Here is a 23,596-nt window from a genome sequence, read left to right as displayed (position 1 = left end):
AAGTTACTTGGGTATAGAATGACATAGCCAGCCGTAAAGCTGGCCATGGAACTTCAGTGGCTAGTGGGATGAGAACAACTGCTGATGTAGGCGCTTAGCGTGGCCATCGGTCATTGACGAGATGTAGTCGGCAATAATACGCATGCCTTGGCTTTCACACTCTAATGCTTGCCAACTATTGCGAATTTCGAGTGGCAGTAAACGTTCAGGATCGGCGCTGAGCGCTTCAAAGATATCCATGATGATTTGCTGCCCTTTGTATTCCATCACTTGGACATGGGGCGCTTGGATAACGTATTGGCTGACAAAGCGCTTAAGGACTTCCAGCGCGTTTGCCATATTCGGCTCAAGCACCGCATTAAAAGCAAGCAGATGAGTGTGGAATGGCGCATCAATGGGTTTGATTGAGATACTGGTCAGCAAAGCATTGACTATACCGCCAATCGCATCTTTGCGCTTATGATGAACCTCGGAGAACAGCATTTCGCTAAGCGATTTGATATGTTCTTCAACCCACGGAGCGCCGCACTCTGCCAGTTGACTGGCTGCCGCTTCATGCCATTGATGGCGGGTTACCATACCAAGTACTATCGCATCTTCTAAATCGTGTACCCCATAGGCAATATCATCTGCTAGCTCCATGATGGAGCAGTCGAGTGATTTGAAACGCGTCTTTTGGTGCTGGTGGCGCTCGAGGTTTTCTAAGCGCATTTGAGAAAATAGCACTTTTTCTTCTTCGCCCAATGGCTCAAGTACCCAGTTAAACAAATCACCGTCACAATCGTAAATCCCTTTTGCTGGCGACCAATCTTTGGCGCGCAATTTCCTTTGATGAGATACGGGCTCAGGGCGTTGTGCAGATTGAGTGGCACTAATTAGTGCCGGGTATTTCATTAGGCCGAGCAAAGTTCGTCTCACCAAGTTCATGCCAAAGTGTTCGGTATAAGGCTCAAGTTGGGTCACGATACGAAATGTCTGTGCGTTACCTTCAAAACCGCCGTGGTCACGCATCATATAGTTGAGCGCTACCTCACCACCATGCCCATAGGGTGGGTGACCGATATCGTGGGCAAGACAGAGTGAATCAATCAGACTATCGGAAGGCAATAAGTCGCGAAACTCAGGCTGTTTCTTTTTGAGTTGAGCGACAATGCCGGTGCCAATCTGCGCCGCTTCGAGCGAGTGGGTGAGGCGAGTGCGGTGAAAGTCATCGGCACTGGTGCCGTGAATCTGTGTTTTGGCTTGCAAGCGACGAAATGCCGCTGAGTGGAGAATACGCGCCCGATCGCGTTGAAAAGGGCTACGGTGGTCATCGCGACGAATCTTATGTTCGTCGTCATGACGTTGTTGCCATAAGGGACTGATTTCAAACGTCATAGTCACATCTCCGATGTTTTTTCTAACCGTACACCCATCCTTAGGTCAGTGCAAATAATAATCTTTGTATGGGTTAGCTGATTTCATCGAGTGAGAGTTCAAAGCTTGGCGCAAAGGTATTAAGGAAATATTCCATCTCTGGGCTGTGGCGTTCTTTAAGCGTTACATCTAAGCGCTTTTTTGCCAACGCATATTCGTGATTACCTGCGCTTAGTTCCTCTAAACACTTCAAATAGGCGCAAATGGTGTCAGCTTGCTTTACGATGTCGGCATCTTCTTGATGGGCGGAATGGCTGAGAAGATATGGGGCAAAATCTTGCTGAAACTCCTCGGGTAACATCGACAGCAAACGTTGCTCCGCCGCCGCTTCAATTTTTTTGTATTCCTTGGCAATTTCTGGATTGTAGTATTTGACAGGGGTGGGTAAATCGCCGGTCAAAACCTCACTGGTATCGTGATACATACCGAGTATGGCGATTCGTTCTGGATTAAGCTTACCGCCAAATTTTTTGTTTTTTATCAGCGCGAGCGCATGAGCGACAAAGGCAACTTGTAGGCTGTGTTCGGAGATGTTTTCGCTTGAAACCGAACGCATCAGCGGCCAGCGTTGGATCAACTTCATACGGGCGAGGTGGGCGAAAAAATGGCTCTCTTGCATAGTACTTCCCTTACTACTTAAAGGCGTTGAGATAGAAAAAAGGCACTCAATGAGTGCCTTTAAGAATAAGTAACTTAGCGCTGTTTGGCTACTGCCGTTATTGGCTGTAGGTAGACAAGAATCGCTCAAAGCGACCAATCGCCGTTTCCAGATCTTCTACGTGTGGCAATGTTACGATACGGAAGTGGTCAGGTTTAGGCCAGTTAAAGCCAGTGCCTTGTACTAGCAGTACCTTTTCTTGGATCAGGAAGTCCAACACCATTTTTTGGTCATCATGGATTTTGTACTTCTTAGTATCAATTTTCGGGAATAGGTACATGGCACCTTTTGGTTTCACACAAGATACGCCAGGAACTTGGTTGATCAGTTCCCATGCACGGTCACGCTGTTCAAGCAGACGACCACCAGGCAGGATCAGTTCATTGATACTTTGGTAGCCACCCAGCGCAGTTTGAATCGCATGTTGCATCGGTACGTTGGCACACAGACGCATAGAAGAGAGCATCTCAAGACCCGCAATGTAACCTTGCGCGTACTGCTTAGGACCGGTTAGGAACATCCAGCCGCCACGGAAACCACATACGCGGTACGCTTTTGACAGACCGTTGAAGGTAACCACAAGTACATCTTCAGTCAGTGTGGCAACTGAGGTGTGTGTCGCGCCATCGTAAAGGACTTTATCGTAGATTTCGTCAGCAAAAATGATCAGCTTATGTTGGCGAGCGATTTCAATCACTTCCAATAGGAAATCACGGCTGTACACCGCACCTGTTGGGTTGTTTGGGTTGATCAGTACGATACCGCGCGTTTTTGGCGTGATTTTGCTTTTGATATCGTCAAGATCTGGATACCAATCTGCTTCTTCATCACACATGTAATGCACCGCTTTACCACCAGAAAGCGCCACCGACGCTGTCCATAGTGGGTAATCCGGTGACGGTACCAGCATTTCATCGCCATTGTTCAGTAGCGCTTGCATCGACATTACGATCAGCTCAGATGCGCCGTTACCGATGTAAACATCTTCTACGTCTAGTGAGCGGATACCTTTCTTCTGGTAATGCTGAACCACAGCTTTACGTGCAGAGTAGATACCTTTTGAATCACAGTAACCTTGTGAAGTTGGCAAGTTTCGGATTACATCAACTAGAATTTCATCAGGGGCGTCGAAACCAAATGGGGCCGGGTTACCAATATTTAGCTTTAGTATTTTATGCCCTTCTTCCTCCATGCGCTTAGCATGTTTGAGTACTGGTCCTCTAATGTCGTAGCAGACATTATCAAGTTTTGATGACATCCCGATATTTTGCATTGTGTAAAACCTAAAAATAATTAAAATCCTTTACTAAATTACACCAAAATAACCTTTGGTAGAATTAAAATCTGTAAAAGTCGCTTTTTTTCATTGCGCTAGGTATGTGTGTTATCACAGGATTCTGTAAAAGATTGAGTACATCCTTGATTTGGGGTCGCGGTAGAAATACATTACTCAATTAATTTGTTAGACCCAGATAGCATTGAGTTGTCATTGATGGCTGTCGATAAGCGTTTTTGTGCATAGATAGACGTCTATGCAGACCTTTTCGAGAGGCTGCCAAGCACGCTACAGCTTAACAGTATCGGGTATCGATCCGAAATCTCCAGTGAACGAGGTTTATTTGTCATATTTTCAGCAAGCCATTACCGAACTGATTGAACGAGTAAAGGATGCAAAAGACGAGGTCACTCGTCTGGTTCAAGTTCTGGAGTACAAGCCTGATTTTGCTTTCATTGATTGGTTGCAAGCTCAGCCTATTTTCCCTAAGTTTTACTGGCAATCACGCGATACGCGTGAAGAAGCCGTCGCATTAGGGCAACTGCGCACTTTTGATGACCCCGCGCCTGCTTATGCTTACCTATCTGGCGAGCAAAAGATTTGGGGCGGACGCTCATTCGACGGTCAAAGTGCGAAAAACCCTGATTGCCCTGCATCATTTTTCTTTTTGCCACAAATCGAGTTAGTTCGTGAAGAACAAACTTGGTCGCTAGTGGTCAACCTTGTCGAAGGTGCGAAACCACGAATACTTAAAAGCTTACAGCAACTGCGCTGTGAGGTGCCTAAGCTTTTGCCGCTATCGGCGCATATTAACCATATCGAACACACACCGACTGAACCAGAATGGCATGCGTTGGTGGAAAAAGTGTTGGCGGGTATTGAAGCTGATGAGTTCAAAAAGGTGGTGTTGGCACGTCGCACAACATTAGAGCTACACACGCCGATCTGCGCTTCGCAACTGCTTAAATCCAGCTCTGAGCATAACCAACACAGTTTTCACTTTATGCTGGCGCAAAATGCGCGTCATAGCTTTATTGGCTCAACGCCTGAGCGGTTGTATTTCCGTCAGGGTAAAGACCTTTATACCGAAGCGCTCGCCGGCACGATTGGCCGTGGCGACAACGCTAGCCATGATATGGCGCTGGCTAACTGGTTGACGCAAGACAGTAAAAACCTCAATGAGAATCAGTATGTGGTTGACGATATTATTGATCGCCTCAAACCCTATTCTGATTTGGTTGAAGTTGAGCCGGAAGCGCGCTTGGTACGCTTGCGCAAAGTGCAGCATTTAAAACGCAGTATTCACGCTCACCTTAATGAAGGCGTAAATGGGGTGCAATTGCTTGGTGCTTTGCAGCCAACTGCGGCGGTAGCGGGTCTGCCACGCCGAGAATCGATGCAATTTATTCAGCAATATGAACCTTTTGAGCGCAGCTGGTATGCAGGCTCTATGGGCTTTATTAGCCTTGAACGTGCGGAGTTCTGCGTGGCAATTCGCAGCGCTCAAGTGGTTGATGAAGAGATTTCTCTTTACGCCGGTGCAGGTATTGTCCCGGGTTCAATTGCAGAGCATGAATGGCAAGAGCTGGATAAGAAAATGGCGACGCTGCTATCACTGATTTCTGATCATCCGCCACTTGGAGTGGCTTCGTAATGCATAACCAAGCTGTACTTAATCGAATTTGGTGCCAAACCTTACTCGAAGAATTAACTCGCTTTGGCGTTGAACATATCTGTGTTGCGCCGGGCTCTCGTTCTACGCCACTCACTTTAGAAGCCGATGCCAATGATAAGTTGACGCTGCACACCCATTTTGATGAGCGTGGATTAGGCTTTTTGGCACTTGGTATGGCAAAAGCCAGCCAAAAACCCGTTGCAGTGGTGGTCACATCAGGCACTGCGGTGGCGAATCTTTTACCTGCGATTGCTGAAGCAAAGTTAACCGGTGAAAAGCTGGTGGTACTGACTGCCGACCGACCAGTTGAGCTGGTTGGTTGTGGTGCCAACCAAGCGATAGTCCAGCAGGGCATCTATTCGAGCCATGTGTGTGCTGAACTTGCTTTACCAAGCCCCTCAGAACAAGTTTCCCTACGTTGGTTATTAACGTCCATCGATGAAGTGATGCACAAGCAAGCTCGTGAAGGCAGTGCCGTGCACATTAACTGCGCCTTCCCAGAGCCGCTTTATTCCGATCAGCCCAAATCAATCTATCAAGATTACCTAGACTCAGTGGCTAAGTGGCAACGCAGTGGCAAGCACTATAGCCAGCAGAGTTTTGCAATGACAAGCCTAGCCTTTGAACTGTCCGAGTGGCAGGGGCGCAAAGGTTTGATCATGGTCGGTAGCGTATCTAAGTCACAAGCTGAACTGGCGAAACAGCTAGCTGAGAAGTTGGCGTGGCCGGTTTTATGCGACCCGCAGTCGGGGGCGAGCAGTGATTGGGCGTACTATGATGCTTGGCTGCAAACAGAAGCGGGTAAAGCGTTGATCAATCAAGTGGACTTGGTTGTGCAAATTGGCTCGAGAATTGTCTCTAAGCGCTTTAATCAATGGTTAGCGCAGGCGGAAGTGGAATATCACTACGTGAGTGATAGCCTCGCGCGCAATAACCAAGACCATTTGATGCAAGTGCACCATGCTTGCAACATTACCGATTGGCTTGAGCACGCGTTATTAACGCCAATTCACTCAACCGATAATTGGGCTGCGGCAGGCAAAACATTTACTGAGTGTGTGTTGCAATCGGTCGCTAAGCAAACAGGACAAACGACGCAATTAACCGAGCTAGCGCTTGCGACTTCGCTGACGAGTTTGCCTAATGATACTCACGTATTCCTTGGTAATAGTTTGTTTGTGCGCATGGTCGACATGTTTGGTCAGTTAGACAGCGAAGTCTACTCTAATCGCGGAGCCTCAGGCATTGATGGTTTGGTGGCGACTGCGTCAGGCACCGTGCGCATTAAAGATAAGCCAAGTGTGCTCTATATTGGTGACACTTCACTGTTGTATGACCTTAACTCACTGGCGTTGTTTACCCATCAAACCACGCCTTGTGTGATTGTGGTTACCAATAACGATGGTGGTGCAATTTTTGATTTGTTGCCTGTACCGCAAGCACAAAAACAGAGCCTTTATCAAATGCCGCATGGCTACCAATTTGCTGCGGTTGCTCAACAGTTTAAACTGGAGTATTGCTTAGCCAATACACTTGCCGAGTACCAAACAGTCGTCGAGCAACATTTGACTCAGGGTAGAGGCTGTTTACTGGTAGAGGTACAAACGGCTCCAGAGCAAGCATCACAACATATTAAAGCGGTTATCCAAGACCTTCATGCTAGCTTATAGTTACCACCGCCCAATAAATCAGAGTGCAGAGACACCAGTCTTGGTGTTTTTGCATGGTTTGTTGGGCAGTGGTGATGATTGGCAAGCTTGCATTCAGCATCTTAATCAATTCCCAATTCTCACGCTCGATCTTCCCGGACATGGTGAAAGTCAATCCAAATCATGTGATGGCTTTGACCAGGTTTGTCAGCAAGTTACTCAGACAATAAAAGCCATCGTGCCAGCCGGGCATCCAATTATATTAATTGGTTATTCACTGGGTGGCCGAATTGTTATGTACGGCATTGCCAAAAACCATTTTCATGAACTAAACCTAATCAAGGCGATTATTGAAGGTGGAAACTTCGGTTTGCGTACGCTTGAGGAGCAAAAGGCTCGTCAAAAAAAAGATCAAGCTTGGGCGGAGCGCTTTGACGTGCAACCAATTGAGCGGGTTTTAGCCGATTGGTATCAACAGGCGGTATTTAGTTCATTAAATCATGAGCAAAGACAAACCTTGATCGCTAAGCGCAGTGCTAATCTAGGCCCTGCGATTAGTCGAATGCTGATGGCAACATCGCTTGCCAAGCAGCCGTGGCTCTTACCGGAACTGAGCACAACCGGAATCGACATACACTATATTTGCGGTGAGAAAGACAGCAAGTTTAGTCAGCTAGCTAAACTAAGTGGCTTATCTTTCAGCCAGATAGCAGAGGCGGGGCATAACGTTCATCATGAACACCCTCAAGCATTTGCTGTCGAAATAATAAATCAATTCAAACTCGCGAAGGCGAGTGATTAACAACAACAGGAATCACCATGGCTAAAACAGTAGGTATTTCAGAAGAAGAACTATACGCACCAGTAAACTGGAATGACTGCAGCGGTGAATATGAAGATATTCAATACCACAAATCAGAAGATGGTATCGCGAAGATCACGATTGCACGTCCTCAAGTTCGCAATGCGTTCCGTCCACAAACAGTAAAAGAGATGATCAATGCTCTTGCTGATGCACGTTACGACGAGCAGGTGGGTGTGATTATTCTAACTGGTCTTGGCGAAGATGCATTCTGTTCTGGTGGTGACCAGAAGATTCGTGGCGACTACGGCGGCTACCGTGATGAAGGCGGTACTCACCACCTAAACGTATTGGATTTCCAACGCCAAATTCGTACTTGTCCAAAGCCAGTTATCGCATCGGTAGCAGGTTGGGCAGTCGGTGGCGGTCATGTACTTCACATGATGTGCGATCTGACTATCGCGGCTGAAAACGCACAGTTCGGTCAAACGGGCCCTAAAGTGGGTTCATTTGATGGTGGTTGGGGCGCTTCTTACATGGCTCGTATCGTCGGCCAGAAGAAAGCTCGTGAAATTTGGTTCCTATGCCGTTTCTACAATGCGCAAGAAGCATTGGATATGGGTCTAGTCAACACAGTAGTGCCACTGGAAGATCTTGAGAAAGAGACGGTTCGCTGGTGCCGTGAAACGCTACAACACAGCCCAATGGCGCTACGTTGCTTAAAAGCAGCGCTAAACGCGGATTGTGATGGTCAAGCGGGTCTGCAAGAGCTAGCGGGTAATGCGACCATGATGTTCTACATGACGGATGAAGGTCAGGAAGGTCGTAACGCATTCAATGAGAAGCGTCGTCCGGACTTTAATAAGTTTCCTCGCAACCCATAATTCAAAACAGACTTGATCGCCATTATTGCGATAGCTGTGTCACAGGTGCTCATTTGCGTTTGCAAACTGCGCGCCTGTTCCTTGCTCTCACTGCAATGGCGTACAAGTCAGTCTCGAATTTGACGCGACAAACGCGTTAACGAATAAAACAATAATAAAGAACACAAGGGAAAGATTGGTATGAGATCTGCCAAACTGTATCGCTACGCATTACCAATGGACAGTGGCGTGATCCTGCGCGACAACCGCTTAAAAGAACGTGAAGGGTTTGTCATCGAACTGCACGACAATGGTCGAGTAGGGCGAGGGGAAATTGCACCATTACCGGGTTTCAGCACGGAAACCATGGACGAGGCTTACACGCAAATCGTCGAACAGCTCACGAGCTGGAAACAAGGCAACCAGCCTGATTATGAATTACTGGCACCTTCGGTGGCATTTGGTTTCTCGATGGCGTTACTCGAGCTAGAAGATGGCCTACCGCTAGAAGGCATTTATCGCTCTGCTCCACTATGCAGCGGCGACCCAGATGAACTATTGCCAAAACTGATGGCGATGGAAGGTAAAAAAGTCGCCAAAATCAAAGTTGGCTTATACGAGCCAATTCGTGACGGCATGGTCGCGAACTTGTTCCTTGAATCGATTCCAGACTTAAATCTACGCCTTGATGCTAACCGTGCATGGACCAAAGAAAAAGCACTGAAATTTGCCAGTTACATTACGCCATCTTTTCGTCAACGTATCGAATTTATTGAAGATCCATGCGAAGTGCCGGGCGATAGTTTCTCTTTTGCTATCAGTACTGGTATTGCCATCGCGTGGGATGAAACATTGCAACATGCGGTACGTAAGCCGGACTTCAAACTTGATGACTTCAATGGTGTTAAAACCATTATCATCAAACCGACGTTGATAGGCTCTGTGCAGCTTTGTCTTGATTTGATTGCGCGCGCCAAAGCGTTGGGCATCAAAGCGGTGATCAGTTCAAGTATTGAGTCGAGCTTAGGTTTGACGCAACTCGCTCGTTTAGCGAAATGGCAATTACCTGATGAAGTTCCAGGGCTAGACACGATCGGTTTGTTTACAGAGCAACTTGAAACGCCTTGGCCAGAGTCTCCGCTTCCACTGCGTAAGCTTTCTGACCAAGCATTGATTTGGCAAGCTTAGCTGGATAAACGTAATTCCTTCGATAATGAAAGTAGCAACAAACACCATTTCTCCACTTCAACACTGGGCTCGTAAGAGCCCAGACTGTTTAGCGCTCACCACAACCGAGCGTGACTACTCTTGGCAAGCACTTGAGCAAACGGTGCAAAGCTATGTTCACCTATTGCAGCAACATGGGTTGACTAAAGGTGATGTGCTCACTTGCGTAGCTAAAAATAGCCCTGAGTTGGTTTTTCTTTACCTCGCTTGTATGGAGTTAGGCGCGGTGTGTGCGATCACTATGCCGCAGCCAAGCGCTAGCCTACAGGGTAAGCTACGCACCTTATACTCTGCGCAACAATTACCACTAGTTTGGTTAGCTGAGGCGCCAGCATTGCTTGAGTTAGAGGCAATAAAAACTGTCGAACTGAACCGATTCAAGCAACATCAAAACCAACATCAAGCAGAGCTAGGTGATGGTGGTTACCAAGATTCTGCTTTGGCTTCGATTATCTTTACCTCTGGTTCAACAGGTACTCCGAAAGCGGTGGCGCATTGCCATCAACAACACTTCGCCTCAGCCAGTGGATTGCTCGATGTGTTTAAGTTTAACGCGCAGGATACTTGGCTTTTGAGTTTACCTATGTACCACGTTTCTGGGCTAGCGATCATTTATCGTTGGCTTCACTCTGGCGCGTGCTTAAAGGTGGGCAGTGGCGATCTGCTCAGTGATATTGATGGAGTGACTCATGCCTCTTTGGTGGCTACTCAACTTAGCCGTTTACTTGAATCCGGTCAGCCACTTTCATTAACCCACGTGTTACTTGGTGGCAGTCATGTCCCTCTTTCATTGAGTCAACAAGCGGCGAAACAAGGCATCGAAACGTGGCTGGGTTATGGTATGACGGAAGCCGCTTCCACGGTGACGGCAAAGCAAATTGACGCCGACTACAGCGCGGGCAAAACCTTAAAAGGACGCAAAGTTGAGTTACGTGAAGGGCGAATTTTTATTGGTGGCGATACATTAGCCAGCGGTTACTACCGACAGGGTTCGATTACGCCAATCAAAGATGAGCAGGGATGGTTTGACAGTAAAGATCTTGGTATCTGGAGTGTCAAACACGAGTTGGTCATTAAAGGACGAGCTGATAATCAATTTATCTCTGGCGGCGAGAATATTCATTGTGAGGAGATAGAGCAGGCGTTGAATGCGCATCCGGATATACAACAGGCACTGATTGTACCGATTGAGGATGCTGAATTTGGTGCACGCCCAATTGCTTTTGTGCAATCTTCACAGCCTCTTGAACTGCTTGATTTTGGCCAATGGTTAGCATCGCGACTGGTAAAATTTAAGCATCCTAAGCATTATCTTGCCTTACCTAACTGCTTATTCAGCGGCGGTATTAAAGTTTCTCGTAGGGATCTTAAAGAGTGGGTGACAGCGAATACTGACTTTACAGTTATTTGATAGAGCAAAACTGAATTTCTCAACCTTATAACGATAATTCATAATCATTTTTGGATTGTCGTTATATGGATATATAGAGATGAAGTTAGCCTTGATTGCTTTTGCACTATTGCAAATTGCTATTGCGACGCAAACCGAGGGATTGTATCGCGCACTGGCTGAGTTAGCTGGATTTATAGCCGTGATTGCACTGGTCGTGCTGTATCGCAAAGAGAAGAAAAGCAAATTAGTCATAGAGCCTGAAGAGCTTTGAACGTCAGGTTCTTTGCTCTTCAGGTCTGTTGCGCGTCACTCAAATGAGTTGATTAAGCCAGCGTCAGCCAAGCCAGTGAGCTGGTAGAAATCAATACCCACAACGTCACACCAAACAGCAATGGTTTCAGCCCAGCCGCTTTTAATTTCGTTACCGAAATCCCACAACCAATCAAGAATAAGCAGATCACCAACGCTCGTTTTGAAATGTCAAAAATCACGTTGTACACCGCTTCAAACTGTGGCAATAAATCACTGAACGCAATGGCCGCGCAGTAGAATAAGATGAAGTAAGGAATAGTGATTTTCTTTGAGTCATTACGGAAGATAAACGCGCTGACAAACGCTACAGGGATGATCCACAAAGCGCGAGCAAGTTTGAGTGTTGTCGCCGTAGTTAGTGCTTCCTCACCGTACGCAGAGGCTGCGCCCACCACTGATGATGTATCGTGTATAGCAATCGCCGCCCAAGTACCAAAGGTTTGTTGATCGAGTCCGAGTGCGTGACCAATCACTGGGAAGATAAACAGCGCCAGAGAGTTGAGTACAAATACTGTTGCCAGTGCTAAACCAATATCTTCGTCTTTTGCTTTGATTGCTGGCGATACCGCTGCAATAGCGCTACCCCCACAAATCGCAGTACCTGCTGAAATTAAGTAACCCAGTTTTTGTTCAAGTCCAAGCAATTTTGTTAACCACCAGCCGATAACAAGTGTGCCAACTATAGTGGTGATAATGATGCCGATACCATTTGACGTCACCGCGAGTGCTTGTTCGAACTGGATACCAAAACCGAGACCGACAATAGAGTAGGCAAGGAGTTTTTTGGTAATTTTAGTTAGGTCGAATTGCTCTGGCACTAAACTTAGTGAAGCAAGCAGAAAGCCGATCACAAGCGCCGTTGGTGAAGTAACCCAAGGGGTTAAACACACTGCAAGTGAGGCAAAAAACGGGACAGTACGTTTATTGATAGTCATTATTTTATGTATTCAAAATGGGAGAGCATGCGAGACAATACGGTCTCGCATGCATAAAGGATGGCATTCTATCTGACTCATTGAGATCAGTAAGTTTGAATGTTTTGAACATTGGTTCAATTAAATTGAACAAGTGCGAAGTGAGACAGCCTAACGCCACTCTCCGCGTAGCTCTGCAACCTTCTTGTGCATCAGTTGGGTGTTAGCATCTTGTGGATTTACTGGTTCACCGGCTTCGATTTCAATTCTAGACCAGAAGCGTGACGGACGACCTTTACATGCACTGCCTTTGTAACGGCTGAAATAGCTACCCCATAAACCCTTGATCGCCATCGGAATCACAGGTACTGGACTACGGCGTAATACGATATCCATACCGCGCATAAATTCGTTCATCTCGCCATCGGCGGTCAATCTACCTTCTGGGAAAATACATACGATATGACCTTCACTTAGCGCTTGTTCCACCTCGTTAAAGGCACGGCGAATGGTATTGCGACGTTCAGCGGAGATTGGGATCACGCCTGCGCGTTTTAAAAAGCGGCGCAGCGGGGGCAGATTGGCGTAATCTTCTTCCATCACGAAACGGATCAAACGCGGACAAACTGCACTAAGCAACAAGGCATCCATATAGCTGACGTGGTTACAGACGATGAGCGCGCCGCCTTTTTCCGGTAAATTGTGTAAGTTTTTATGCTTAACACGATAGATAGAATGGGTGATCATCCAGACTAAGAATCGTACAACAAAAATTGGCACCTGAATAAACAGGTAACAGGCGACAAGTAAATTAAGAGCAGCGAGTAACAGGAACAGTTGTGGAATGGTTAGCTCTAAAACTGAGAGGCAGACGATTCCCAATACAGCACTACCCACCATAAATAACGAGTTGTAAATATTCAACGCAGCAACCACTTGGGCACGCTGAGAGACTTTCGCGCGCTGCTGCATGAGTGCGTAGAGTGGCACAATAAACACCCCCCCAGAGGCACCTAGCAGTAGCAGGTAAGCAAATACGGGCCACAACTCTTGATGGCTGATGAACTGAGTGAAGTTTTCAAATTGCGGTAAAGTGCTAGGAATGGAACTTGCCATTAACCAGCCAAAAATCGTAATACCAAAACTACCAATCGGTACGATACCTACTTCGATACGATGATTGGACAGTTTGTCACAGGCAAGAGAGCCAACAGCGATACCGATAGAAAACAACGCCAACAGAAATGAAACCGCACTTTCGTTGCCGTTTAGGTAAATTTTAGTGAAGTTAGGAAATTGGGTTAAGTAAGCCGCACCTAAAAACCAGAACCAACTGATGGCCATTAATGATTGAAAGACCACGCGGTCGGCTTTCGCTATCGCAAGCGTTTGTTTGGTATGTTTAATTGGTTGCCAGCGGAATTTGATGTCAGGTGCAGAGGCTGGCGCTTGCGGAATATGACGGCTTGACGCATAACCAAATAACGCAAATAACACCACACAAGCGGCGGCGACGTAGTTGGCATTTTCACTAGAAGCAATAACGCCTGCACCAAGAGTACCAATCAGAATGGCCAAGAAAGTACCGGTTTCGACCAGAGCATTACCAGGTACAAGCTCATTCGGTTTGAGTTGCTGCGGCAGTAGAGCATATTTTACAGGGCCGAAAAACGCAGATTGTGTGCCCATTAAAAACAGCAAAAACAGTAAAATCCCGTAGCTCTGAGTGATAAAGCCAATCGCGCCTAACGTCATTATTGCGATTTCAGCTAGCTTTACCTTGCGAATAAACCATGATTTCTCATATTTATCAGCCAAAATACCCGCAGAGGCTGAAAACAAGAAGAAGGGCAGAATAAACAGACCTGCGGCTAAGTTAATAAATAGGTTGCTAGACACCGGCAATGCGTTGGCGCCAGCGAAGGCGACAAACAGCAACAGTACGTTTTTAAATATGTTGTCATTGAATGCCCCAAAAAACTGGGTAATGAAATAGGGCAGAAAACGTCGCTGTTTCAGCAGAGACGTTTGGCTTTGATGGGGCATTACATTTCCTTATGTGTTACCAATTTTTCAAATAGTTCGATAACAGGTTTTCGATGAGCTCTTTGCCATCAATAGGCTCAGCGGCAAAGAATTTGTCATCAACACTTAACAAGGTAATACCATGTACACCCGCCCAAAGTACACGACTGGCTTGCAATACTTCATTTTCAGAGCGTGTAGGCGCTTGCTGCCTTAGCAACTCTTCTAGCATGCCAGTCATATTGTTGATGCGCGTATCTTGCCATTCAGGAAGTGGCTCACCATTCATATTGTGTTCAAAGATTAGCTGCCAACGATAAGGATGCTTTTGGGCGAAGTCATGATAGCAATACGCTAATTCATACAGCGCTTGAGATGGATCTGAGCATTGTGATACCACGGCCTTTGCTTCAGCAGACAACTCATCTAAAGTCTGCGCGACAACGTGTAGGAGTAGCAGGTTATAGTTGCCGAATACGTTAACCAAGGTACTTGGTACATAGCCAATCATTTGGGCAATTTTGCGCAAGCTTAGTTCGTGGTGAGAGTTCTCATTGAGAAATTGTTTCACTGCGTTTAGCGTTAGTGCGACCAGTTGCTCTCTTGTATGGTCGTTTCTTCTAGCCATAATAAAAAGGTAATAATGAACGTTGTTCAATATTCTATGGAGGTGTTTTTTGAGCGTCAACTAGACAAGCGACAAATTTGCAATATTCTGATACATGATTCCAGTTGCGGAATCTATCTTTCTTGTATCTATACAGCTAAGATTAAGATCCTAACTAAAAACTAATGCGAGTGGGTAAAATACTCAGTCCAGTACCCTAAAGGAAACACATGAAACGACTTTTTTCTCTAGTGGCGTTATTGATGGTTTCAGTAGCCATCACGCCTGTAGCGGAAGCTAAAAAGTTCGGTGGTGGTAAGTCTTTTGGTAAAAGCTTCAAGACGGCGCCAGCGCCAAAGCAGCAGCAACAGAACACCAATACCATCGGTAAAGAGCAAGGCGCTAAGCCAGCATCAAGCAAGAAAGGCTTGATGGGTGGTATTTTAGGCGGTTTGCTAGCTGGTGGTCTATTAGCCGCATTCTTCGGTGGCGCGTTTGAAGGTATCCAGTTTATGGATATCTTGATCATGGGTTTGATTGCTTTTGTTATCTTCAAGCTCATGCGTGCGTTACTTGCTTCCAAGCAGGGCAGCATTAACCATCAGCGTCAGCAGCATGCTTACGGTGGTTCTGCGCCTAAGTTTGAGCAACCAAACGTACACAACTTTGAGCAACCACAAAACGTAAACCAAGGTGGCTTTGGCGGTTTTGGTGCACAAAGCGATGTTCCACATAACTACCCACCGGGTTTTGACCAAGCGGCTTTCGTTAATGGCTCTCGTGAGCACTACCGTACAATCCAAGGTGCATGGAACCATAACCAACTAGACACGATTGAAGAATACGTGTCACCAAGCTTGTTTGCCGATTTAAAAGAAGAACGCGCCAAACTAGATGGTGACCAGCACACCGATGTAATGTACGTTGATGCAGAAATCGTACGTGCAGACTACGATGCAAGCAAAGCTCAACTGAGCTTGCAATTCAGTGGTCGTTACCGTGATGCAGCGGAAGGTATCGAAGAAGACATTACTGATATCTGGCACTTAGAGCGTGATTTAACCACGCCAAATGCACCATGGCTAATTGTCGGTATTCAAGGTTAATTGTTGACTTAACAGGACATCACCTTAAGTAAAATTGAAAGCGCCTGAGCTGTTTGCTTGGGCGTTTTTTTATCCGTTAGTTAGCGTATACTAAGTGAAGTAAAATCAATAATAAGGAAAGTAAAGTGGCTGAATTCAAACATAAAAAACTATCTCAAGAGCAACAGGACAAACTCGATGCGGCAGTATTTCGCAAACTGTTGTCTCATCTTGACGAAAATAAAGACGTTCAGAACATAGACCTAATGATTTTGGCGGGCTTCTGCCGTAACTGTTTCAGTAAGTGGTACAAAGCGGAAGCAGAAAATCAAGGTTTAGAGCTTGATATTGATGATGCTCGCGAGCGCGTATATGGCATGACTTATGATGAGTGGAAGCAAAATCATCAGCCTGCAGCGACACCAGAGCAGTTGGCTGCGTTTGAAGCGCGTCAGAAGAAGTAATCTAGATTAGATAAAAGAAATGGGTATCAGCCGATACCCATTTTTAATTCATCGACTTACAAACGAGCTTGTGATTCAAACTCGGCCAATTTGAGGCGATATGGTTCAAGATCACCGATGTTTTCCGCGACCCAAGCTGGGTTGTAGTACGTATCTAAGTATCGTTCGCCGCTATCACACAATAGGGTCACAATAGAGCCTGTTTCTCCCCTCTGCTTCATTTCGCATGCTAATTGCAGAGCGCCAAAGACGTTCGTACCAGTCGATGCACCCACTTTACGACCGAGTTTAGTCTCCAACCATTGCGCGGTTGCGACAGAGGCGGCATCAGGTATTTTGCGCATTTCATCAACCACGCCTGCAATAAAGCTGGGTTCAACACGGGGACGACCAATGCCTTCTATTTTACTGCCTTTGTCGGATGTAAGAGACGTATCACCTGATTGGTAGTAATCGAAGAACACTGAGTTGTCTGGGTCAACAACACACAGCTTAGTGTCGTATTGCTGATAGCGAATAAAGCGGCCGATGGTTGCGGATGTTCCGCCTGTTCCTGGGCTCATTACGATCCACTGAGGGATAGGATGGTCTTCAAGTTTCATTTGATTGAAGATAGAGTCCGCAATGTTGTTGTTGCCACGCCAGTCTGTCGCGCGCTCCGCATAGGTAAATTGGTCCATATAGTGACCATCAAGCTCTTTGGCCAATCGACGCGACTCGGCATAAATCTGATCTGAACGCTCGACAAAATGCGCCTTACCGCCATAGAACTCAATTTGTTCAATTTTTTTTCGAGCGGTATGTTTTGGCACTACAGCGATAAAAGGTAAGCCGAGTAAGCGCGCAAAATAGGCTTCAGAAACAGCCGTACTGCCAGAAGAAGATTCAATGATGGTGGTTTTAGGACCAACCCAACCATTACTCAAAGCATAGAGAAATAGGGAACGAGCTAAACGGTGTTTAAGCGAACCTGTAGGATGAGTACTTTCATCTTTAAGATAGATATCAATACCGTGCACACATGGTAAGTCGAGCTTAATTAAATGCGTGTCAGCTGAACGTTGATAGTCGGCTTCGATTTTTCGGACTGCGTTATTTGTCCATTCTCTTCGGCTTAACATGAACTTTCTCCTCGAATCGTTTTACAATAATTTAACTATAAATGAGGGGAATGTGTTTTCTTTATTTACTTTATTTCGTGTGGGTTGTGGAAATTTTTCCTATTTATTCACGATTGATTGGTGGTTTTTTCTATAGTATCCGATGTTCGTGGAAGTGGCGTAGGTTTTAACAAGATTTCTACGCCATAAGAACAGCAACGAGATACGTTAATCGGTAAAACGCATCACACCTTCTTGTACTGCCGTTGCCACTAAATCACCCTGGCGATTGTAGATTTCGCCACGCACAAGACCACGGGTGTTGCTTGCGGTTGGGCTATCAATCACGTAGAGCAACCATTCATCCATCTTAAATGGGCGGTGGAACCAGATTGAGTGGTCAATGGTGGCGACTTGCAGTTTTGGTGTGAGCAGAGAAACACCGTGTGGGTGAAGTGCTGTGATTAGGAAACCCCAGTCGGATGCGTAACCCAGTAGGTATTGATGAATGAGCTGATTATCAGGCAGTTCGCCATTGGCTTTCATCCATAGGTATTGCTTAGGTTCGGTTTTTTCTGGTTTAAGTGGGTTAACCACGGTGACCGGACGCATTTCGATTGGCTTCTCACCGCAGAAAGTCTTTTGCAGCTTTTCTGGTAAAAAGTGCGCAATTTTCTCTGCCAGTTGAGATTCAGAGGCAAAATTTTCTGGTCCAGGTATATTCGGCATGGTGTTTTGATGCTCAAACCCAGGCGCTTCACCATGATAAGAGGCGGTAAGATAAAAAATCGGGCGCCCATTTTGAATCGCTTTTACACGTCGAGTACTAAAGCTGCGTCCATCACGTAAGTTTTCTACATCATAAATAATCGGCTTTTCAGGATCGCCAGGGTAGAGGAAGTAGCTATGAAAAGAGTGAACCGTGCGATCAGAAGCCACAGTGTAACGGGCTGCAGACAAAGCTTGTCCAATCACCTGACCACCGTAGACTTGAGGTAATCCGAGGTTTTCACTCTGTCCACGGAACAATCCCTCTTCTAATTTTTCCAACTGCAGCAAGCTTAGTAGCTCGTTTAGTGGTTTACTCATGATGTTGTTATCCAATCAGTTTATTTACTATTACTCTTAACATTAGCCTATAGCGAAAGTGACGTTAGCATCAAGTTGTTTGGTAAATAGCTAGAGAAAACTGACACAGTCAAGAATTGGTTAAGAGTGTGCAAATCCTCATGACACTATGCACAATCACGACTATAATTTTCCCGTATTCCATCTTATTACCAATCGGGATAAGTAAGCGTTCAGAACGTTGCGTTGATTGGTATGTATTAAATCTCATAGTGAGGCATTATGAAAAAAGCACTGATGTTGATGTCGTCGGTTCTGTTCGGAGCAGTTTTAATGGGTTGTCAAAGTGAGCCAACATCACAAGTTCAAATGCAGCAATCGGTAACAGGCACAGTTGCTTACCGTGAACGCATTATGTTGCCTGAAAATGCGGTTGTGACAGTACGTCTACAAGATATTTCATTGGCTGATGCGCCAGCTAAATTGGTTGCTGAGCAGGTAATGGAAACCGAAGGTAAGCAAATTCCTTTCGCGTTTACGCTAAACTATGACGCAGACACGATCCAACCGGGTCACACTTACGCGGTAAGTGCACGTATTGAGGTGAATGGTAAATTGCGCTTCACTACTGACACGGTTTACCCAGTGATCACAGATGAAGCAAAAACTCAGCATCGTGATTTGATGCTAGTTGGCGTAGGTCGCTAGTTTTTGTCAATCATCTGAGTTGATGAGACTAAGCACCTTTTGCGTAGTGCAATAAATGGCAGCTTAAGGCTGCCATTTGTATTTTCTCAAGTTTACTTTCCCTTGCTCACTGCACTCGATAGCCTCTGCAAGCAATTTTGCTCGTTGCCTATTAAGGTCATGACCTTTAAGCGATATTTTTCCCTGACTGTTTAACACTCGATGCCAAGGCAGTTTCGAACCCTCAGGAAGGTTCCCTAACGCTTTTCCTACATGACGCGCATACCCCGGATATCCGGCCATTTTGGCAATTTCACCGTAACTGGTTACTTTCCCTTCGGGAATTTGGTGAATTACTGCAAAGATTTGCGCTAAAAACTGATCCATACTTAATCCTGTATCCAAGTTTTTCTGATTGTTGAGACAACTTGGTATTACGCCGTGGTTTAATTAGTCGAAAGAGCAAAGGGATGCTTCGACACTTTTTTGCAATGATTGCATTTTAAACCAAATCACCGATTTCGATAATTCCAGGAAGGAATAAGGAGCGGGAATGTTGTTTTCTACCCTACAGTTTTTTATTGCAGCGCTACTGGCAGTGGTGTGCGCTAGAGTGCTTGGCGTTAGTGAGGGAGAGATCCCTCTAGTCGCAGTGTTAGTCCCAGCATTGTGGTTAATTCAAAAGCGCAGTTTTGCTTCAGCTGTTTTCTTTGTTTCCGTGCTGGCCTATGGTCTCACGTTGCCTCACCAGCCTATCACTTTATCAGTCAGTGTCTGGATTCTTTTTCCGTTACTGATGGTAATCTTTTCTAAGCGCTCAAATATGGTTGCAGTGGCGATTTCTGCGTTGATCGTCGTGACTCTGCAAGTTGGGATTATGTCGACTCAAACGGCAGGAAAACTGGAAGGGTCAGCAGTGATGACTGGTTTTCAGACTCTCGCTGTGATTTTTATTTGGTGGTCGGCAAGCCATTGGAAACCAGGTAAAGAGCATCGTTGGTGGGTTCTTGTCTTGTTATTGCCTCTTTGGGTCGCGCAGTTTACTTACGGGATTTTGTTTGCACTCTCTGCTATCGGCATTATGTCGACGCTCGAAAACCTTCTTAAAGTCAAAAGTTTTAAATGGGGCAAGCTCTTATGTTGGACTCTGCCCACCGTTGGTTTTGCTGCACTAGTCATAAGCCCACAAGTTGATGTACCCAACCCTGTTTTTGTTGTTTGGCTTTGTTTGCTAGGAACTGCTTGGATAACGGATTACATACTTAAAAGTGTCGAGTACAACGAAGAAATATGAATGGTGTTGCTTTAGTATTTGTTGTTAGTGACAACTTTATGACACAATTGGCGCATAAATAGTCAAATAATATGGTAAAAGCCTTTTTCAATGGATTGAATAAAATGGTTATTTGCCAACAGAGCGTATTCACTCAGTTAAATGGTTAGGTAAAGGTTGTTTCGAACTATAATTCTCTTGATCGCGTCACTTTTTTTAATGGTCCCAGTGTTTGCGAAGGAACGTATCAGTGTGGGTATGGAAGCCGACGACATCGTTACTAGGACGCTGTTTAATTCCATTGCGACTGAGTTTAATTTATCTATCGATTACATTTATTATCCGAGTTTCAATGACATATTGACCGCAGTTGAAACAGGAGAGAGTGACTTTGCCGCTAATGTTACTTATACCGATCAACGTGCAGAGCGTTTTGATTACTCAAGTCCAACCAATATCGAATATACCTACCTTTATAGCATAAACGGGGTCACTCTCGATTCAGTAGACAGCGTCGGGGTGCCACTTGGTACTATCTACGGTGATTTGATTGTCAAAAATTACCCTGACGTAGAGTTGATTGAGTATTCAGGTCACCTCGAAGCCCGTCGTTTGCTAGAAGAGGGCAAGGTTGATGGCGTGGTCGATGCGATCAATCAACTCAAACCTATGCTGATAGCGGGATTTGATGCTCAGCTACTCAATAATCATATTTCTATTAAGCCGGTTTCTCTGATTGCGACTAAAAATTTGCATCGTGAACAGTTGGCACAATTCGAAAAATTTATCCATTCAGGCCGAATGCAGAAAGCGTTAAGGCAGTCGGTCGAAGACTATCAATTTCAACTGCGCAGCGAATCCCTCCGTAATATGGTTACAAAAGCGGGAATCGATAGAGCTCAGCCATTAAAAGTAAAGATTGAACATGTAGGCCAATATGCGACTTACCATAATAATGGTGAAGTGACAGGAGTGACTCCTGAAGTTCTTTTTTCTGCCTGTGATATTTTACAATTGAACTGTGAGTTGGTGAGTGATGCTGAAGAAACATGGGCATCGATGTTTAACGATTTTGCAGCACAACAGATAGATATTCTGTCACCAATTGCGATATCGGAACCTCGAAAAGATATCGGATATTACAGCGAGCCTTATTATACTTCTACTGGGGTTGTGATTAAGCGAGAAGGCTACAAAGATAACGTTTATAGCAATGTGTCTGAGCTCATCGTGGAGCGAATTGGTGTAATTAAAAACGATATCTATCACGAAGTATTGGCAGAAATGCTGCCTCAAAAGAAATTGTTTACCTATGCAAATGACGCTGAGCGAGTAAACGCTCTGTTACGCAAGGAAGTAGACTACCTAGTCATCGCTCGTTCAAGCTTCAATAAAGTATTGAGAGAGTCTAAAACGTTGCTGCCAATCGTTGAGGACCAGCTGATAGGGGAGTTTTACTATACAGAGATTGCCATCGGGTTCCCCAAGAATGCGCAGGGCGCCATTTTGGCTCCACTTTTTTCGCAAGCGATCACTATGTTGGATCTTGAGCGTATCATCAACAACCACTATATCTTGCCCGACTGGAAAGCGACTTTACAGAGTGAACAAAGACTGGCGCGTTTGAGCTTTATTATTTTTATGTTGGCTTTGATTGCCTCGTTGTTGGTGAGCTTCTACCTAAACCAGCAGTCAAATACTGACAATTTAACTAAACTCAAAAACCGACGTGCACTCAAAAATCGCTACAGTAAAGGTGTTCCGCGCGAAGCTACCTTAATCTATCTAGACGTAAATAAGTTTAAGCCAATTAATGATACTTACGGTCATGAAATTGGTGACCAAGTACTGAAAGAGATCGCCGCCAAGATTATGCGTTATTGGTCGGGGCAAAGTTATCGAATAGGCGGTGACGAGTTTATTTTAGTCGGTGTGGTGAATGGTGTTGATTTGAGTCACGCGTTGCTCCACTTACAAAAAATCAAGTTTAGTTCTTTACGCAACGATATTTGCTTAGATATTTCGGTTGCTTTTGGGGTTTCGAAACCTCGAGGCGAGAGCATGTCTCTAGAAGAAGTGATGCACGAAGCCGACCTCTCAATGTATTCGAATAAACGTAAAGCCCGTTTTTTAGAGTCGCAAAGCATACATAAAGAATTAGTGGCTTGTGATTAATGAACTCGAGTGTTTTACGAGGTAATGTCGATATTTGCATGATTTATCATCGTATTAGGTCAAATGCTGACCGTTTAGTTTGAAAAGACTATTTTTATTGGCTGTTGGGCTTGCAATGCCCGCAGTGATACCAGATAATCCCCTCACTCTCTGGTTATACAGAGATGAACTATGGAGGCCTGGTCCTCCCGCAACAATAGCTCGTGAACTCGGTCAGGTCCGGAAGGAAGCAGCCGCAGCGGGTGACTTGTGTGCCGGGATGTGGCTGGGTCTCCACCCAATTTAGAAAAGCCGCTTCTTGTAAGCGGCTTTTTGCTATCTGGTGCTCATCAATTGTCTGAAATATTGAAGGGGCGCAGTTCCTTAGATTAGAAGCACCCCAACCATCGTTTGTCTCAGTTTACTTTAGAGGCAATACCGTGGTGAATTTTAGCGATTCCATCGCGAATGTTGACGTTACGTTAGTTAGCCCTTCTACTTGGTTTACCAATTGCTTGTAGAAGCGGTCAAAAGCCGCCATGTCTTCCACTTGCACTCGCATCATATAATCGTATTCGCCAGCCATGCGGTAGAAGTCCATGACTTCAGGCATCTCAAAGACGGCAAGCACGAACTTTTCATACCAAGCATGAGAATGGTCGCAAGTCTTTACTTGAACAAATGCTGTAAAGTTAACCCCAATCTTTTCAGGATCTAATAGTGCAACTCGTTTTGTTATGACCCCTTCTTCTTCAAGGCGCTTCAAGCGCTTCCAGCAGGGCGTTGTGGTTAAATTAACGGTTTTCGCTAATTCATTAAGTGGCATTGTTGCGTCTTCTTGCAAGGCTGCCAGCAATAGGCGATCTACCTTGTCTAGTTTTACTTGTTCTCCCACCATTTCCTCACATTGTTATCAAAATTTACCTAGCAATTTTTACTCTTATTTTA

The 23,596-nt window shown here is 45.4% G+C and carries 22 protein-coding genes and 1 other RNA gene; 13 read left to right on the top strand and 10 right to left on the bottom strand.

The features are described 5' to 3' along the window. Positions 1-60 precede the first annotated feature (60 nt). From IRQ95_RS06625 to IRQ95_RS06615, 3 genes are all read right to left on the bottom strand, one after another. Entirely contained in the window at positions 61-1,377 is a 1,317-nt protein-coding gene (locus IRQ95_RS06625) for an anti-phage deoxyguanosine triphosphatase (protein ID WP_194436202.1), read from the bottom strand. Between the two features lie 73 nt (positions 1,378-1,450). Further along, complete coding sequence (gene yfbR, locus IRQ95_RS06620; protein ID WP_075648716.1) at positions 1,451-2,035, bottom strand: 5'-deoxynucleotidase; 585 nt, start codon at positions 2,033-2,035, stop codon at positions 1,451-1,453. 97 nt (positions 2,036-2,132) lie between these two features. Next, entirely contained in the window at positions 2,133-3,347 is a 1,215-nt protein-coding gene (locus IRQ95_RS06615) for a pyridoxal phosphate-dependent aminotransferase (RefSeq protein ID WP_075648715.1), read from the bottom strand. Between the two features lie 346 nt (positions 3,348-3,693). Between IRQ95_RS06615 and IRQ95_RS06610 the strand changes: the two genes are divergently transcribed. The 7 genes from IRQ95_RS06610 to IRQ95_RS06580 all read left to right on the top strand — a co-directional run bounded on the left by IRQ95_RS06610 (position 3,694) and on the right by IRQ95_RS06580 (position 11,230). After that, on the top strand, positions 3,694-5,004 hold the full coding sequence (locus IRQ95_RS06610) for an isochorismate synthase (protein WP_194436274.1): 1,311 nt from the start codon (positions 3,694-3,696) through the stop codon (positions 5,002-5,004). Then, the gene (menD, locus tag IRQ95_RS06605) at positions 5,004-6,695 is read left to right on the top strand and encodes a 2-succinyl-5-enolpyruvyl-6-hydroxy-3-cyclohexene-1-carboxylic-acid synthase (protein WP_194436201.1); all 1,692 of its coding nucleotides are present in this window, start codon (positions 5,004-5,006) and stop codon (positions 6,693-6,695) included. Before IRQ95_RS06610 ends, menD begins: the two co-directional genes overlap by 1 nt. Continuing rightward, the gene (gene menH / locus IRQ95_RS06600; protein ID WP_194436200.1) at positions 6,682-7,476 is read left to right on the top strand and encodes a 2-succinyl-6-hydroxy-2,4-cyclohexadiene-1-carboxylate synthase; all 795 of its coding nucleotides are present in this window, start codon (positions 6,682-6,684) and stop codon (positions 7,474-7,476) included. The genes menD and menH overlap by 14 nt, the downstream gene beginning before the upstream one ends. 17 nt (positions 7,477-7,493) lie before the next feature. Next, complete coding sequence (gene menB / locus IRQ95_RS06595) at positions 7,494-8,360, top strand: 1,4-dihydroxy-2-naphthoyl-CoA synthase (RefSeq protein ID WP_194436199.1); 867 nt, start codon at positions 7,494-7,496, stop codon at positions 8,358-8,360. Between the two features lie 180 nt (positions 8,361-8,540). Then, complete coding sequence (menC, locus tag IRQ95_RS06590; protein ID WP_194436198.1) at positions 8,541-9,527, top strand: o-succinylbenzoate synthase; 987 nt, start codon at positions 8,541-8,543, stop codon at positions 9,525-9,527. 25 nt (positions 9,528-9,552) lie between these two features. Beyond that, a complete protein-coding gene (gene menE, locus IRQ95_RS06585; RefSeq protein WP_194436197.1) occupies positions 9,553-10,977 on the top strand; it encodes an o-succinylbenzoate--CoA ligase in 1,425 nt (474 codons plus the stop codon). Positions 10,978-11,056: 79 nt separating this feature from the next. Further along, positions 11,057-11,230 (top strand): hypothetical protein, encoded by a 174-nt coding sequence (locus tag IRQ95_RS06580; protein WP_167521309.1) that lies wholly within the window; start codon positions 11,057-11,059, stop codon positions 11,228-11,230. A gap of 52 nt (positions 11,231-11,282) precedes the next feature. Here IRQ95_RS06580 and IRQ95_RS06575 read toward each other — a convergent pair whose 3' ends face one another. The 3 genes from IRQ95_RS06575 to IRQ95_RS06565 form a co-directional block, all read right to left on the bottom strand. Next, positions 11,283-12,206 carry a YeiH family protein gene (locus IRQ95_RS06575; protein ID WP_228481317.1) on the bottom strand — a complete coding sequence of 308 codons (924 nt, stop codon included), beginning with the start codon at positions 12,204-12,206 and terminating at the stop codon, positions 11,283-11,285. Positions 12,207-12,356: 150 nt separating this feature from the next. Beyond that, the gene (locus tag IRQ95_RS06570) at positions 12,357-14,231 is read right to left on the bottom strand and encodes an MFS transporter (protein WP_194436196.1); all 1,875 of its coding nucleotides are present in this window, start codon (positions 14,229-14,231) and stop codon (positions 12,357-12,359) included. Positions 14,232-14,247: 16 nt separating this feature from the next. Continuing rightward, complete coding sequence (locus IRQ95_RS06565) at positions 14,248-14,838, bottom strand: TetR/AcrR family transcriptional regulator (RefSeq protein WP_194436195.1); 591 nt, start codon at positions 14,836-14,838, stop codon at positions 14,248-14,250. A 209-nt stretch (positions 14,839-15,047) separates the two neighbouring features. Here IRQ95_RS06565 and IRQ95_RS06560 point away from each other — a divergent pair, with 209 nt between their 5' ends. Both IRQ95_RS06560 and IRQ95_RS06555 read left to right on the top strand, forming a co-directional pair. Beyond that, positions 15,048-15,923 (top strand): Tim44 domain-containing protein, encoded by an 876-nt coding sequence (locus IRQ95_RS06560; protein WP_194436194.1) that lies wholly within the window; start codon positions 15,048-15,050, stop codon positions 15,921-15,923. Positions 15,924-16,048: 125 nt separating this feature from the next. Further along, complete coding sequence (locus IRQ95_RS06555; protein WP_194436193.1) at positions 16,049-16,366, top strand: DUF1244 domain-containing protein; 318 nt, start codon at positions 16,049-16,051, stop codon at positions 16,364-16,366. A gap of 56 nt (positions 16,367-16,422) precedes the next feature. On the opposite strand, the gene IRQ95_RS06550 is transcribed toward IRQ95_RS06555, so the two are convergent. Both IRQ95_RS06550 and tesB read right to left on the bottom strand, forming a co-directional pair. Then, positions 16,423-17,487: a PLP-dependent cysteine synthase family protein gene (locus IRQ95_RS06550; RefSeq protein ID WP_194436192.1), complete on the bottom strand. Its 1,065-nt coding sequence runs from the start codon at positions 17,485-17,487 to the stop codon at positions 16,423-16,425. Positions 17,488-17,694: 207 nt separating this feature from the next. Beyond that, positions 17,695-18,555: an acyl-CoA thioesterase II gene (gene tesB, locus IRQ95_RS06545; protein WP_194436191.1), complete on the bottom strand. Its 861-nt coding sequence runs from the start codon at positions 18,553-18,555 to the stop codon at positions 17,695-17,697. Between the two features lie 261 nt (positions 18,556-18,816). Between tesB and IRQ95_RS06540 the strand changes: the two genes are divergently transcribed. Beyond that, positions 18,817-19,242, top strand: a complete 426-nt coding sequence (locus IRQ95_RS06540) for a YbaY family lipoprotein (protein ID WP_075648702.1) — start codon at positions 18,817-18,819, stop codon at positions 19,240-19,242. Between the two features lie 63 nt (positions 19,243-19,305). Here the strand turns inward: IRQ95_RS06540 and IRQ95_RS06535 are convergent, their stop codons facing one another. Further along, complete coding sequence (locus tag IRQ95_RS06535) at positions 19,306-19,608, bottom strand: DNA base-flipping protein (RefSeq protein WP_194436190.1); 303 nt, start codon at positions 19,606-19,608, stop codon at positions 19,306-19,308. A gap of 166 nt (positions 19,609-19,774) precedes the next feature. On the opposite strand from IRQ95_RS06535, the gene IRQ95_RS06530 reads away from it, so the two are divergent. From IRQ95_RS06530 to ffs, 3 genes are all read left to right on the top strand, one after another. Continuing rightward, on the top strand, positions 19,775-20,515 hold the full coding sequence (locus IRQ95_RS06530) for a VP0952 family biofilm-associated protein (protein ID WP_194436189.1): 741 nt from the start codon (positions 19,775-19,777) through the stop codon (positions 20,513-20,515). A gap of 237 nt (positions 20,516-20,752) precedes the next feature. After that, positions 20,753-22,669 (top strand): GGDEF domain-containing protein, encoded by a 1,917-nt coding sequence (locus tag IRQ95_RS06525; protein WP_228481323.1) that lies wholly within the window; start codon positions 20,753-20,755, stop codon positions 22,667-22,669. Positions 22,670-22,846: 177 nt separating this feature from the next. Continuing rightward, positions 22,847-22,943, top strand: an RNA gene (gene ffs, locus IRQ95_RS06520) — signal recognition particle sRNA small type. A 126-nt stretch (positions 22,944-23,069) separates the two neighbouring features. Here the strand turns inward: ffs and IRQ95_RS06515 are convergent. Next, positions 23,070-23,546: an Lrp/AsnC family transcriptional regulator gene (locus IRQ95_RS06515; protein ID WP_194436187.1), complete on the bottom strand. Its 477-nt coding sequence runs from the start codon at positions 23,544-23,546 to the stop codon at positions 23,070-23,072. Between the last annotated feature and the right edge of the window lie 50 nt (positions 23,547-23,596).

The sequence above is a fragment of the Vibrio fluminensis genome (genome assembly GCF_015278125.1).
GTDB lineage: Bacteria > Pseudomonadota > Gammaproteobacteria > Enterobacterales > Vibrionaceae > Vibrio > Vibrio fluminensis.
The sequence above is the reverse complement of the archived record's forward strand: the minus strand, read 5'-3'. Positions and strand labels throughout refer to the sequence as shown.

Excerpts from the sequence above, each read along its gene's own strand:
- IRQ95_RS06625 (WP_194436202.1), bottom strand. The coding sequence starts at position 1,377 with ATGACGTTTGAAATCAGTCCCTTATGGCAACAACGTCATGACGACGAA.
- yfbR (WP_075648716.1), bottom strand. The coding sequence starts at position 2,035 with ATGCAAGAGAGCCATTTTTTCGCCCACCTCGCCCGTATGAAGTTGATC.
- IRQ95_RS06615 (WP_075648715.1), bottom strand. The coding sequence starts at position 3,347 with ATGCAAAATATCGGGATGTCATCAAAACTTGATAATGTCTGCTACGAC.
- menD (WP_194436201.1), top strand. The coding sequence starts at position 5,004 with ATGCATAACCAAGCTGTACTTAATCGAATTTGGTGCCAAACCTTACTC.
- menH (WP_194436200.1), top strand. The coding sequence starts at position 6,682 with ATGCTAGCTTATAGTTACCACCGCCCAATAAATCAGAGTGCAGAGACA.
- menB (WP_194436199.1), top strand. The coding sequence starts at position 7,494 with ATGGCTAAAACAGTAGGTATTTCAGAAGAAGAACTATACGCACCAGTA.
- menC (WP_194436198.1), top strand. The coding sequence starts at position 8,541 with ATGAGATCTGCCAAACTGTATCGCTACGCATTACCAATGGACAGTGGC.
- menE (WP_194436197.1), top strand. The coding sequence starts at position 9,553 with ATGAAAGTAGCAACAAACACCATTTCTCCACTTCAACACTGGGCTCGT.
- IRQ95_RS06580 (WP_167521309.1), top strand. The coding sequence starts at position 11,057 with ATGAAGTTAGCCTTGATTGCTTTTGCACTATTGCAAATTGCTATTGCG.
- IRQ95_RS06575 (WP_228481317.1), bottom strand. The coding sequence starts at position 12,206 with ATGACTATCAATAAACGTACTGTCCCGTTTTTTGCCTCACTTGCAGTG.
- IRQ95_RS06570 (WP_194436196.1), bottom strand. The coding sequence starts at position 14,231 with ATGCCCCATCAAAGCCAAACGTCTCTGCTGAAACAGCGACGTTTTCTG.
- IRQ95_RS06565 (WP_194436195.1), bottom strand. The coding sequence starts at position 14,838 with ATGGCTAGAAGAAACGACCATACAAGAGAGCAACTGGTCGCACTAACG.
- IRQ95_RS06560 (WP_194436194.1), top strand. The coding sequence starts at position 15,048 with ATGAAACGACTTTTTTCTCTAGTGGCGTTATTGATGGTTTCAGTAGCC.
- IRQ95_RS06550 (WP_194436192.1), bottom strand. The coding sequence starts at position 17,487 with ATGTTAAGCCGAAGAGAATGGACAAATAACGCAGTCCGAAAAATCGAA.
- tesB (WP_194436191.1), bottom strand. The coding sequence starts at position 18,555 with ATGAGTAAACCACTAAACGAGCTACTAAGCTTGCTGCAGTTGGAAAAA.
- IRQ95_RS06540 (WP_075648702.1), top strand. The coding sequence starts at position 18,817 with ATGAAAAAAGCACTGATGTTGATGTCGTCGGTTCTGTTCGGAGCAGTT.
- IRQ95_RS06535 (WP_194436190.1), bottom strand. The coding sequence starts at position 19,608 with ATGGATCAGTTTTTAGCGCAAATCTTTGCAGTAATTCACCAAATTCCC.
- IRQ95_RS06530 (WP_194436189.1), top strand. The coding sequence starts at position 19,775 with ATGTTGTTTTCTACCCTACAGTTTTTTATTGCAGCGCTACTGGCAGTG.
- IRQ95_RS06525 (WP_228481323.1), top strand. The coding sequence starts at position 20,753 with ATGGAAGCCGACGACATCGTTACTAGGACGCTGTTTAATTCCATTGCG.
- IRQ95_RS06515 (WP_194436187.1), bottom strand. The coding sequence starts at position 23,546 with ATGGTGGGAGAACAAGTAAAACTAGACAAGGTAGATCGCCTATTGCTG.